Raw genomic sequence first — 13,326 nt, forward strand, 5'->3', positions numbered from 1 at the left:
GCATTAGCCCCTGCAGCTTCAAGTCGAAGGGTATACCCAAAGTTATTGAAGTGGCAGGTAGGCAGCAAGTAAATGAATCCCGATGAGCCTACTTAGGTAAGTGATTCGGGTGAGTGAGCGTAGCTAACACCCCTGTAGCTTCAAGTCGAAGGGTATACCCAAAGTTATTGAAGTGGCAGGCAGGCAGCAAGTAAATGAATCCCGATGAGCTTACTTAGGTAAGTGATTCGGGTGAGTGAGCGCAGCTAACACCCCTGCAGCTTCAAGTACGAAGGGTATATGAAAAAAATCGTAGTTTTGGTCTCCGGCCAGGGCAGCAACTTGCAAGCACTGATAGACGCCCAGCAGCAAGGGCGTATTGCAGGCACAATCAGTGCAGTGTTCAGCAATAATCCGCAGGCTTATGGTTTGGAACGTGCGGCACAAGCTGAGATTCCGGCTCACGCGCTGGATGCTCAAGCATTCTCTGACCGTGCTAGTTTTGATTTAGCATTGGCGCAGGCTATTGATCAATATCAGCCTGATTTACTGGTGTTGGCGGGTTACATGCGTATTCTCAGCCCGGAATTTGTGCAGCATTATGCTGGCCGGATGTTGAATATCCACCCTTCCTTATTGCCGAAGTATCCCGGTTTGCACACCCATCGGCAGGCTCTGGAAAATGGTGATCAGGAACATGGCACTTCGGTACATTTTGTTACTGAAGAGCTGGATGGCGGCCCCGTTATCCTGCAAGCCAAAGTCCCGATTTTCAGTGATGATAGTGAAGAGGATGTGGTCGAGAGAGTGCAAACTCAAGAACACAATATTTATCCACTGGTAGTTAGTTGGTTCACCGATGGCCGTCTGTTGATGCGTGATAATGCGGCCTGGTTGGATGGTGAGCGCTTACCTATACAAGGTTACGCGGCTGAATAGTCACCAATAAAGCACATAATAAAGGCGCAACCCGTGATAAGGTCTGCGCCTTTTTGCTTATTCTTTTATGATACCCAAAGTCATTAAAATTGCAGGAAGTCGGTAAGGGAACGCATCCCAATGAGCTTACGAAGCCAAGTGATTCGGATAACTGACCGCAACCAACACACCTGTAACTTCAAGTACGAAGGGTATAAGAGTATAATTTTCAGAGGCAGCAATCGCTGTCGCCCTATGAGGAATAAGTATGTCTACCACCAGCAGCGTCCGGTTACGTCCACTGGAACGGGATGATCTGCCGTTTGTTCATCAGTTAGATAATAATGCCAGTGTTATGCGCTACTGGTTTGAAGAACCTTACGAAGCCTTTGTCGAACTGTCTGATCTGTACGACAAACATATTCATGATCAGAGTGAACGCCGCTTTATTATTGAAGGTCAGGGAGTCAAAGTCGGTTTGGTTGAATTGGTCGAAATTAACCATATTCACCGGCGCGCTGAGTTTCAAATTATTATCGACCCAGCCCATCAAGGCAAAGGTTATGCTGGTTCGGCTGCCAGACTTGCGATGGAATACGGTTTTTCTGTACTGAACTTGTATAAACTTTATCTGATCGTCGATAAAGAGAATAAAAAAGCCATCCATATCTATAGCAAATTAGGCTTTGAACTGGAAGGTGAGCTGAAACAAGAGTTCTTTATCAATGGTGAATACCGCACAGCCATTCGTATGTGCATTTTCCAGCCCCAATACTTGGCTAAATATAAAACGCCATCGATAAAGAGTGCTTAGTCGATTGGGGCCACATGGCCCCAATACATATGAATACAATCAATTCAATAAGTTAAGCAAGGTGATATTATCATTCTCATTAACTGCATCTATGTTTGATAACAAAAAGTTTTGGGCACCTTTATTATGTAATCTAAAGATATTATATGAATAAACAATATTGATAATATCGTCCTCACTTAAAGAGTCATTATGTATCACAAAAGCGCTAATAACCGATTTAATAATGAAGTAATCAATAGTATAGGCGTAAAAATCTTTATTTAACGCTTCGGTTTCACTCAATGCAAACTGATTATGGTAGAAGTTATACTGAAATAAATTACGTAAAATATGTGGATGTTGATTAAGTAAAGGCATCACTTTGTTATTCCATGTGGAGCTCAGCAACGCCATGCGTACTTCTAGCTGATTAATATCCACATCATTCATTAAGTGATGAATTAAGAAGGCCATATAATTAAACAACATTTTTTGACCTCTAACCTGTAAAGCGCTCACCGTCCGCCGTTGAAACATCATCAAAAAATGCCAGCGTGCATTTGCATTGAATGGAATATTAACCATTTCATTGCCTATCTCGCCCGATACCAACTTGGTATAAATTGCCTCATATAGCCCTGTGATTGTCGGTATTTTATCTTCTAAATTTTTATCAATATCTTGGCAACAGTGAATAAAAATATTCGCCCCATAAATATTCTCTTCAAAGTTCTCATTAGGGACAAGGATAAGTTGATTGCAATAAAAATTAATCATCTGCCCTTCAGGGCTAATATTCCTCTCGTTAAAATAATTTTTCTGGTTTATCACTTCATGGTTAAAGTGAAATGCATCAGGATTAAACAGGACTAATCGGGTCACCTCTGGGCAGGACAACGTCAACGTATTAAATTTCTCGGATTGATATTGATGATGACTTCGTGGGTAAGTTGAACATGTATGGCTCAATGCCTCCCCCCCCAATCGCTTATGAACTTCACACAAGCGAGCTTCATCAAGATAAGGACAATTGCCATCTTCTTTAAGGCGAATTTTAGCCCAGTCATCTAAGCTAGTACGAGTGACTAAAATATTCTTTATTGCAATATTCCGAATGGTTTTGTTTTGGCTACTTTTATATTTACGATAAGTATTTTTATCGATACCAATATCCCAGCCGTTGCAACAATGATCACGGCAATCTGAACCGATACAATTGAAGTTTTTGACAAAGTCCGGTTGAATAATCTGTAATTCTTTCACGAAATAGAGTCCTGTTTATCACTGCTCATTTATAGATAACTAGCGACACAATCACAGGCCAACTTAAATCGCATGAGAAAATGTTCTTTCACACGAGTAAAGATAATATGGAAAAATCATCTCTTACCGCAAAATCGGTCAGTTGTTGCATAAACTGCTGACTGACGCTGTCAGTGGACTCACGACAAGCATGATACGAATAGATAATATCAACCACATCATCGTCACTAATTTGTTCATTTTTAGCGAGGTGAGCACTGATTAATAATTTTAAATAAAAATAATCAATAATCTGTAGATTAAATACTGTGGCTGCTGGCTTTTCCCCCATAGCTAATTGATCATGGTGAATACGATAGAGAAAATAATGACGAAAGACTAAATTGTGTTGTATGAAAAAAGGCCATATATGCTGCGGCCATAAGTTACTTAATTTCTGTTCATTATTATCAACATCACGATGTCTATCGGCGAAGTTTTCCAGCAATGTATCCGTATAAATAGACAGTGTTTTTCTTCCACGAATATTAGGCAGTTGAGTCATAAAGTCTCGTAAGCAATCTAAGAGTTCACGACGAATTAGCGGTGCGTCATCTACAACCATTAATGCATCAGCAGCCTCCCCCGCCTCTATTTTTGCCGTTAATTCAATGCGCAGATTGTCTATCTCGGCTATTTTATTTTTGTTCACATCATAGCTGACTTGATAACTGTACAAAAATTGGTTTATCGCCCACAGGTTTTCTTCAATAGAGGCCCGTGGAATGGTCACTGTTATTGTGGCACAGGCACGATTGACCAACCGCTCCTCAGTCACAATCTCAGGTGCTTTGTAATAGTCATATTGGTTGATAGTAGAAAAACGTAATGTTAATGCATTAGATGAAAATAAAACCTGCCGGGTAACCTCCGGGCAGGAAAGTAACATACTTTTAATTTTTTGATTTTTATAAATATGGTCAACTTGGGGGTAAGTGGCGCAACGATGACTTAATGCGTTCATACCTGCATGTTTATAAATCTGACATAACTGTTGTTCATCAAGGAAGGGACAATTCCCTTGGTTATCAGGGATAATATTGGCCCAACTCGCAAGGCTGGCTTGAGTGACAGAAATCTCGGTAACGGCAATACGTTTAATATCGGAATAAGGGCTTTTGATATATTTCTGATAACGGTTTCTATCAAGCATGACATGCTGATTTTTACAACAGTGCTCCCGACATGCTGTTCCCGCACAGCGAAATGTATCCATAAAATCAGGCTGAGTTATCAGTAATTCTTTCACTTAACGCTTCCATTCAATAGTCACTTAGATAAGCAGCGACACATGAAAGTGTAAACTTAAATCACGCGAGATAAATAAAGTGAAAACCTGAGAAATGCTTATTGCTACCCAATGACCAGAAGCAGCCAACACCCCTGCGGCTTGAAAGATGTCGACCACATAGACCCAAAAGATGTCGAGTTGCAGGAAGGCGGCAAGAGAGAGAATCCCGATGAGCTTACATCGGTAAGTGATTCGGGTGAATGAAAGCAGCCAACACCCCTGCGGCTTGAAAGATGAAGGGTGCTAGCCATAACGCCCGGTAATATAATCCTCCGTCCGCCGCTGATGCGGTGAAGTAAACAAAGCATCGGTATCATTGTATTCCACCAGCGTCCCTTGATGAATAAAGGCGGTGTAGTCTGAAACTCGGGCTGCCTGCTGCATATTATGAGTGACTAATACCACGGTATATTGCTGCTTTAATGTGGTGATTAACTCTTCAATAGTTAGGGTTGAGATAGGGTCTAGCGCCGATGTTGGCTCATCCAATAACAATACTTCTGGCTCAATCGCAATAGCTCTGGCTATCACTAAACGCTGCTGCTGCCCACTAGAGAGACGAAACGCATTTTCACGCAGTCGGTCTTTGACCTCGTGCCACAAGGCCGCTGCGCGCAGAGAGCGCTCGACAGCATCATCCAGCACCCGCCTATCACGCATTCCTTGTAAGCGCAGGCCGTATACCACGTTTTCATAAATTGATTTGGGGAATGGGTTAGGTCGCTGAAACACCATCCCTACCCGCCGGCGCAATGCGGCAACATCGGTAGTTTTATCTGTGATAATTTCGTCGCCAAGGCGAATTTCACCTTCAAGATGACAGTTATCCAACAAATCATTCATGCGATTGAAACAGCGCAATAATGTTGACTTGCCACAGCCGGAAGGGCCAATAAGCGCAGTAACACGATGTTTGGGCACATTAAATGAAATATCGTGCAGCACCTGTTTATCGCCATAAAATAAATTGAGCTTCTCTACCGCCAGTGCAGTTTGCTCGTGGGTCAATTGCTGCACATCAAATAACGGCAGCGAATCAGGCATCAGAAGTCCCATATGTTATCCTGCGGGTTAAACAATTCAATCACAGCATCAAACCTCGGTATTTTTCACGTAGATGATGACGAATTCCGATAGCGGCCAAATTAAGTCCAACAACAATAATAACCAACAACAGTGCAGTGGCGAAAACTAATGGCCGTGCCGCTTCCACATTGGGGCTTTGGAAAGCCATATCGTAAATCTGGAAGCTTAAATGCATAAATTTGCGTTCTAAATGGAGGAACGGAAAAACCCCATCAACCGGCAGGAGTGGTGCAGATTTGACAACACCAACCAGCATCAACGGAGCCGTCTCCCCTGCGGCACGCGCTACCGCAAGAATTAGCCCGGTAATCATCGCAGGAGCGGCCATTGGTAATACAATATGCCACAAGGTCTCGGCCTTACTGGCACCGAGAGCTAACGAACCTTGCCGCAAGCTGGCAGGAATACGTGATAGCCCCTCTTCCGTGGCCACAATCACCACCGGCAATGTCAATAAGGCCAGCGTTAATGCCGCCCATAGCACGCCCGGCGTGCCGAATGTCGGGTTGGGGAGCGCTTCGGGGTAAAACAGTTTATCCAGCGAGCCGCCAATCAAATAGACAAAGAAACCGAGGCCAAATACACCATAAACAATGGAAGGTACCCCAGCCAGATTCACCACAGAAATACGGATCATCCGAGTGAGCCAGTTTTTACCTGCATACTCATGTAAATACACCGCTGCGATCACCCCCAATGGCATGACCACGATAGACATCAATATCACCATTAATACGGTGCCAAAAATAGCGGGGAATACACCCCCTTCCGTGTTGGTATTACGGGGGTTGTCAGTCAGAAACTTATGTGTTTGTGCCGCCCAATGGCTCAACTTCTGCGAAAAGCTCATATCATTGGGATACCAAGCCCGATTGATCTGGCTCAGTGACAGTGGATGAATTTGCCCATTCATATCTCGCAACAGCAGGGTATAGCGGTCTTGGTCCATTTGCAGACCACGCAATTTCTCCATCATCGCCTGATAACTACGCTGCAACTCCCCCCACTCCGCCTCAAAACGGTCTTGTGATTTGCTGTCAAAATCACCGGTCATTTGCAGGCGTTTTTTCTCCAGCCGAAGTGCCTCAAATTGCTGATTAAGCATATTCATTTGGCGAAACTGAATATCTTTAGACTGCTGAACCAAGGCTTGGACCACCGGAATCCGTTTTTGCAGTTCCTGAGCCAAGTCATTCCCCACCACCGGCTGGCCGTTATCAAGCATTCCTGCCAGAAAACCGTAAGCAGTGCCATTGTGCTGGCGGTCTAATACCAGCAAATCTTTAGGTTGGCTGCGCTGCTGAATATCGCTGTCCAAAAGACGATGGAAATCTTGCCCTTGCACCTCACGGTTACCCGTTTTAATCAGATAACGGGTTACGGTATCTCCCGCCTCTGGCGGTAAAACAACTCCCGATTGCGCTAATTGCTGGCGCGACAGTGATTGTTGTTGGTAAATCTCACCAATCACGTTGACGGGGCCTGCTGCCGTTTGCTTGAGTTCAAACAGATAAACCGGGCTGGGCCAGAAATAGCGCATTCCTTGGCCGGCTAACAATAAGACGATACCTAACAGGGCCAACAAACTGATGCTGACTGCCCCCGCCGTTAGCCAAATCCACGGTGACCCAGATGCAAACCATTTTTTGGTCAACCCCGCCGTTACACTCTTTGTCATCACGCAACCTGCTCCGTCTGATAGCGTTCACGCAACCGCAGACGAATTGACTCGGCAAGTGTGTTGACTAAGAACGTGAAACAAAACAGAACCAAGGCCGTCAGGAATAGCACCCGATAGTGACCACTCCCGACCACAGCTTCCGGCATTTCAATGGCAATATTGGCCGCCATCGCTCGTAACCCCTGAAAAATGCTGCCATCAATAATAGGGGTGTTGCCAGTCGCCATCAGTACAATCATGGTCTCGCCTACCGCACGGGCAAAACCAATCATTAATGCAGAAAAAATACCCGCATAAGCCGAGGGCAATACCACATGAATTAACGTCTGCCACGGTGTGGCCCCCAACGCCAGCGAACCTTGGCTCAATGACGGTGGCACACTGAATAAAGCATCTTCGGCCAGCGAGAAAATGACGGGGATTAGGGCAAATCCCATGGCGATACCAACCACTAGCGCGTTGCGCTGAGAATAGTTATCGCCCAACCATTCATGTAACGGCACGCCCAATACCCCTACGGCCAGTTTTGGTCCCAACCACAATGCCAGCCAACCCGTCAACACAATAACGGGCAGCAATATCATCACATCCCAACCCGCAGGTAATGGCCGCTGTGTTTTTGCCGACAACCAAGCGCTACCCCAACCACACAATAAAATAGTCAGAGCCAATAAGGGCGGTAGCAATAAAACCCCGGTCAGATAATGTTCAATTACCGGTGCTAACCAAATGCCAGCGACCAGACCGATAACCACCGTGGGGAATGCGCCCATCATCTCAATAGTCGGTTTCACGACTCGGCGTAGGCCTGCCGACATAAAATAGGCGGTATAAATCGCCCCTGCTAATGCCAGCGGAACGGCGAATAACATGGCGTAACCTGCCGCCTTTAAGGTGCCGAAGATAATGGGTATTAGGCTGAATTTGGCTTGATAACTCTCTTGTGCTGAACTCGACTGCCAAACATAAGCGGGTTCAGGATAATCTTCGTACCATACCCGTTGCCATAAGCTACGCCAGCTAATGTCAGGGTAGCGATTCTCAACAGAGTAAGCTGACCAACCTGCGGCGTTCTCAACCAGCAGATTATCCCCCCAAGGCGAGAACGCGGCATGGGTGATGCCTTGTGCCAGTTGATGTTGCAATAGCGGCGCTGACTGAATACTGGAGAAGAGTGATAACTCACCTTGTGGAGACAGTGAAGCAAATACCCGACGCGTATTTTCAGTCGTGAGTAAGCCCTTACCTGAGGGAGTAAAGCTACGAATGCGTGTCAGATGGTATTGATTATCTGGCGCTTTTGGCACATCTTGCCATTGGCTTAATACCCCATCAGGCGATTGTACCAACAGTGATTTTCCCCCCACCAGTAAAGAGAGGTTTAATGCACCTTTTAATGGCGATGGGTCATCAAGCAAAGGCACTATTTCGCGCAATGTCGGCTCCGTGCCGAATTGGTAGATATACAGCTGATGCTCGGACAAGAGATAAAGTAAACGCCCATCTGGCGTCAACAATAACTGGTTGATGGTCTTGGGCGCGTTCGCCAGTTCAGTGACCTGCTGCCCCTGCGCGTTAAACCTCCCGGCCATCACTCGGCCATCCTCGGTCACGGCAGCAATAGAAAATTGTTGTGGTTGCGGCTCTGCCAGAACCAATTGACTCAGGCGCTGGCCTGTTAAATCCATAAAACGCGGTGATTCACCAAGCGGAAATTGCCAGCGCGGCGGTGTGGTAGAAAAATCGGGTTGTAGCAGCAGAAAACGGCCATTACTTAGCCCTACACCATACAGCGGTTGCCCACCCGCAGCACGGCTGATCGAGACCGGCGGTGGTGATAGCACCTGTTCACTAATTAAACTCCCGGCGGGATATTCCCCCATGGCCTTGAGTCGAATAAAATAACCTTTGCCTTGTTGATCAATGCGATATCCTATCTGCCCCGAAGCATCAACCCCCAGCACAAGCGTGGGCGCACTGCGATTCACGGCAAAGGGTTCTTGCCACGCGATGGAGGCCGATTTAAACAGGGGCAGCACCGCGTACAATAAATAAACGAAAATTAGCATTAGGGTGAGTAAAACCAGTAGGCCACTACCCGTGACGACCATACGCACAAGACGTTCAATGACAGCCCGGCGTTTATCTCTCCCTGATTGTGTTACTACGCCCGCTTGCTGCATAATCTTCGATTGCCCCATGCCCTTACGCCATATCCCGTCTATCTTGTTATTAATCCAATCAATCATCTATACCCTAAGATGACCGAGTATCTTATGTCAGTTTTGTGGCGTTTGCATGACAATGTTTATGACGGCGGTCAATCAAGTTAACTCATGATATCTGTTGGACTTTCTTGTCAATCTTTCGCAATAATGATTATGGACACTAAATACTCCCACAATAATCTTACTGGAGTTGCAATGGGTCAGGAAAAGCTCTACACCGAAAAAGAACTCAGTTGGTTATCTTTTAATGAGCGGGTATTGCAGGAAGCGGCGGATAAGAGCAATCCACTCATTGAGCGGATGCGGTTCCTTGGTATTTACTCCAATAATCTTGATGAGTTTTATAAAGTCCGTTTCGCTGATCTGAAACGGCGCATTCTGATTAGTGAAGAGCAAGGCTCTGCTGTAACGTCTCGCCATTTGCTGAAAAAAATTCAAAGCAAAGTGGTTAAAGCTGATCAAGAATTTGACGGGCTATATAACGACTTATTGCTGGAGATGGCGCGTAATCAAATATTCTTGATTAATGAGCGGCAAATTTCCGAAAATCAGCAAGTCTGGCTAAAACAATATTTTAAACAGCATCTGCGCCAACACATCACGCCGATCCTGATTAACCACGACACCAATTTGGTGCAATTTCTCAAAGATGATTACACCTATTTGGCGGTAGAGATTATCCGAGGTCAGGACATTGCTTATGCCCTGTTGGAAATCCCGTCAGATAAAGTCCCGCGCTTTGTTAATTTACCACCAGAAGCCCCTCGCCGACGCAAGCCAATGATATTGTTAGATAATATTTTAAGGTATTGCCTTGACGAGATTTTTAAAGGCTTCTTTGATTATGATGCGCTCAATGCCTACTCCATGAAGATGACCCGTGATGCCGAATATGATTTGGTCACAGAAATGGAATCCAGCCTGTTGGAATTGATGTCATCGAGCCTGAAACAACGTCTCACTGCCGAGCCGGTGCGCTTTGTTTATCAGCGGGATATGCCCGATGAAATGGTGGAGTTACTGCGCGATAAATTGGGGATCTCGAACGATGATTCCGTCATCGCCGGTGGTCGTTATCATAATTTCAAAGATTTTATTAACTTCCCCAATGTAGGCAAAAGCAATTTGGTTAACCGGCCAATGCCGCGCCTGCGCCATATTTGGTTTGATAAATTCCGCAACGGTTTTGATGCCATTCGTGAACAGGATGTATTGCTGTATTACCCCTATCACACCTTCGAGCACGTTTTAGAATTGCTACGCCAGGCATCATTCGACCCAAGCGTATTGGCGATTAAAATCAATATTTATCGCGTCGCGAAAGATTCTCGTATTATCGAATCAATGATCCATGCCGCCCATAATGGTAAGAAAGTGACGGTGGTCGTGGAATTACAGGCGCGGTTTGATGAAGAAGCCAATATTCATTGGGCCAAAAGTCTAACGGCTGCCGGTGTACACGTTATTTTCTCCGCGCCGGGTTTGAAGATTCACGCCAAGTTATTCCTTATCTCCCGTCTTGAAGGCGAAGAGATCGTGCGCTATGCCCATATCGGCACCGGCAATTTTAACGAAAAAACGGCGCGTATTTATACCGACTATTCTTTATTAACAGCAGATGCCCGTATTACCAATGAAGTGCGTCGGGTATTTAACTTTATTGAAAATCCATACCGCCCGGTCAAGTTCGATAATCTGATGGTGTCCCCGCAGAATTCGCGCTTAATGCTGTATCAATTGATTGATCAGGAAATTATTCATGCTCAAGCGGGGGAAAGTGCCGGGATTACCCTGAAGATAAATAATTTAGTGGATAAAGGCCTGGTAGATAGGTTATATAGCGCCTCCAGTGCGGGGGTGAAAATACGCCTTTTAGTCCGTGGGATGTGTTCATTAATCCCAAATATGCCGGGGATCAGCGATAATATTCAGGTCACCAGTATTGTTGATCGTTTCTTAGAGCATGACCGGGTTTACGTCTTTGAGAATAAAGGCGACAAACTGGTCTATCTCTCTTCCGCTGACTGGATGACACGTAACATTGATTATCGTATCGAAGTCGCAGTTTCATTGCTGGACCCGAGATTAAAACAGCGGGTACTGGATATTTTAGAGCTGCTATTCAACGACACGGTAAAAGCCCGTTATATTGATAAAGAACTGAGTAATCGTTATGTACCGCGTGGAAACAGGCGCAAAGTACGTGCACAGATTGCCATCTATGATTATTTAAAAGCGCTGGAACAACCAGAGCAGTAAGGCTAAAACTATGCCGCTAACCAATAATTCGACTACCACAAAACCGCAAGAAATTGCCGCTATCGATTTGGGATCTAACAGCTTCCATATGGTGATTGCCCGCGTTGTCAACGGTGCCTTGCAGGTTTTAGGCCGCCTGAAGCAGCGGGTGCATCTGGCTGATGGTCTAGATAGCAATAATATGCTCAGTGAAGAGGCCATCGAGCGAGGGCTGGCTTGTTTGGCGCTATTTGCAGAGCGTTTGCAGGGTTTCTCACCAGACAACGTCTGCATTGTCGGTACCCACTCATTGCGTCAAGCCGCGAATGCTGAGACTTTCCTCAAGCGCGCAGCTGAGGTCATCCCTTATCCGATTGAAATCATTTCTGGTCATGAAGAAGCGCGTCTGATTTTTATGGGCGTTGAACATACCCAGCCAGAGAAAGGTCGCAAACTGGTCATTGATATTGGTGGTGGTTCCACCGAATTGGTTATTGGCGAAGATTTTGAGCCACTGCTGGTCGAAAGCCGTCGTATGGGGTGCGTCAGTTTTGCTCAACAGTTTTTCCCACACGGCGAAATAAGTAAGGCGAATTTCAAACGTGCGCGTTTGGCCGCGGCACAGAAGCTGGAAAACTTGGCCTGGCAGTACCGGATTCAAGGCTGGCAATATGCGCTAGGGGCATCTGGCACCATTAAAGCGACTTACGAAGTACTGGTAGAGATGGGCGAGAAAGACGGTTTGATCACGCCTGAACGCCTCGAAATGCTAGTTGAGCAAGTATTGCAATTTAAGCATTTCTCCGCGCTGAGTTTGCCGGGGTTATCTGAAGATCGCCAGTCGGTATTCGTGCCGGGGCTGGCTATCTTGTGTGGTGTGTTCGATGCTTTAGCCGTCAAAGAGCTACGCTTATCCGATGGTGCACTGCGTGAGGGGGTGCTGTATGAAATGGAAGGCCGTTTCCGCCATCAGGATATCCGTCAACGCACGGCACAAAGTCTGGCCGAGCACTACAACATTGATAGGGAACAAGCCCGTCGAGTGCTAGAAACCACCGAACAACTTTATGGTCAGTGGTTGGCGCAGAATACCAAGCTGGCCTTGCCACAGCTCGAGGCTTTACTGAGATGGGCGGCACTGTTGCACGAAGTCGGTCTGAGCATTAATCACAGCGGAATGCACCGCCATTCGGCTTATATTCTGCAAAACACCAACTTACCTGGCTTCAATCAGGAACAGCAATTATTGCTGGCAACTTTGGTACGTATGCACCGTAAAGGTATTAAGCTCGATGAGCTACCCCGCTTGAATTTATTCAAGAAAAAACACTATTTGCCGTTAATTCAGTTATTACGTTTGAGTACATTGCTGAATAATCAACGTCAGTCGACCACCACGCCGGAAAGTCTGCAACTGATTACCGATGACAGTCACTGGACATTACGTTTCCCAGCCGGTTATCTGGCGCAAAATAATCTGGTACAGCTAGATTTTGAACGCGAGCAAGCTTACTGGGACGATGTGGTTGGTTGGAAACTGATTATTGAAGAAGCACCGCAAGAGACTGAAGCCGAAGCTCCGAAAGCATCATAAGAGTCAATCCCGAATCACTGACTCAAGTCAGTGATTCGGGTGAATGAAAGCAGCTAACATAGCTGAATCGTCAAATACGAAGGGCTTGCCCAAAGTCATTGGTGATGCAGCAAGGCAGCAAACGAATGAATCCCGATGAGCTGACTCAAGTCAGTAATTCGGGTGAATGAAAGCAGCTAACACAGCTGAATCGCCAAATGCGAAGGGCAAGAG

The 13,326-nt window shown here is 45.9% G+C and carries 9 protein-coding genes; 4 read left to right on the top strand and 5 right to left on the bottom strand.

Annotated elements, in window-relative coordinates; translation table 11 throughout:
- The first annotated feature begins 279 nt into the window (after window positions 1-279).
- Together purN and speG are read left to right on the top strand one after the other, a co-directional pair.
- The gene (purN, locus tag HUZ92_RS12440) at window positions 280-918 is read left to right on the top strand and encodes a phosphoribosylglycinamide formyltransferase (RefSeq protein ID WP_050101416.1); all 639 of its coding nucleotides are present in this window, start codon (window positions 280-282) and stop codon (window positions 916-918) included.
- A gap of 247 nt (window positions 919-1,165) precedes the next feature.
- A complete protein-coding gene (gene speG / locus HUZ92_RS12445) occupies window positions 1,166-1,711 on the top strand; it encodes a spermidine N1-acetyltransferase (RefSeq protein WP_004707799.1) in 546 nt (181 codons plus the stop codon).
- A gap of 39 nt (window positions 1,712-1,750) precedes the next feature.
- On the opposite strand, the gene fliB (HUZ92_RS12450) is transcribed toward speG, so the two are convergent.
- The 5 genes from fliB (HUZ92_RS12450) to HUZ92_RS12470 all read right to left on the bottom strand — a co-directional run bounded on the left by fliB (HUZ92_RS12450) (window position 1,751) and on the right by HUZ92_RS12470 (window position 9,236).
- Window positions 1,751-2,956, bottom strand: a complete 1,206-nt coding sequence (fliB, locus tag HUZ92_RS12450) for a flagellin lysine-N-methylase (protein ID WP_145579807.1) — start codon at window positions 2,954-2,956, stop codon at window positions 1,751-1,753.
- Between the two features lie 88 nt (window positions 2,957-3,044).
- The gene (gene fliB, locus HUZ92_RS12455; RefSeq protein ID WP_145579808.1) at window positions 3,045-4,244 is read right to left on the bottom strand and encodes a flagellin lysine-N-methylase; all 1,200 of its coding nucleotides are present in this window, start codon (window positions 4,242-4,244) and stop codon (window positions 3,045-3,047) included.
- A 285-nt stretch (window positions 4,245-4,529) separates the two neighbouring features.
- The gene (gene pstB, locus HUZ92_RS12460) at window positions 4,530-5,342 is read right to left on the bottom strand and encodes a phosphate ABC transporter ATP-binding protein PstB (RefSeq protein WP_145579809.1); all 813 of its coding nucleotides are present in this window, start codon (window positions 5,340-5,342) and stop codon (window positions 4,530-4,532) included.
- A gap of 28 nt (window positions 5,343-5,370) precedes the next feature.
- On the bottom strand, window positions 5,371-7,050 hold the full coding sequence (gene pstA / locus HUZ92_RS12465; RefSeq protein ID WP_050101413.1) for a phosphate ABC transporter permease PstA: 1,680 nt from the start codon (window positions 7,048-7,050) through the stop codon (window positions 5,371-5,373).
- Window positions 7,050-9,236, bottom strand: a complete 2,187-nt coding sequence (locus HUZ92_RS12470) for an ABC transporter permease subunit (RefSeq protein ID WP_050295837.1) — start codon at window positions 9,234-9,236, stop codon at window positions 7,050-7,052. Before HUZ92_RS12470 ends, pstA begins: the two co-directional genes overlap by 1 nt.
- 240 nt (window positions 9,237-9,476) lie before the next feature.
- On the opposite strand from HUZ92_RS12470, the gene ppk1 reads away from it, so the two are divergent.
- On the top strand, window positions 9,477-11,540 hold the full coding sequence (gene ppk1, locus HUZ92_RS12475; protein WP_050101412.1) for a polyphosphate kinase 1: 2,064 nt from the start codon (window positions 9,477-9,479) through the stop codon (window positions 11,538-11,540).
- 10 nt (window positions 11,541-11,550) lie between these two features.
- Window positions 11,551-13,113 carry an exopolyphosphatase gene (gene ppx, locus HUZ92_RS12480; RefSeq protein WP_050101411.1) on the top strand — a complete coding sequence of 521 codons (1,563 nt, stop codon included), beginning with the start codon at window positions 11,551-11,553 and terminating at the stop codon, window positions 13,111-13,113.
- Window positions 13,114-13,326 lie beyond the last annotated feature (213 nt).

The organism is Yersinia vastinensis (assembly GCF_902726565.1).
GTDB classification, from domain to species: Bacteria; Pseudomonadota; Gammaproteobacteria; order Enterobacterales; family Enterobacteriaceae; genus Yersinia; species Yersinia vastinensis.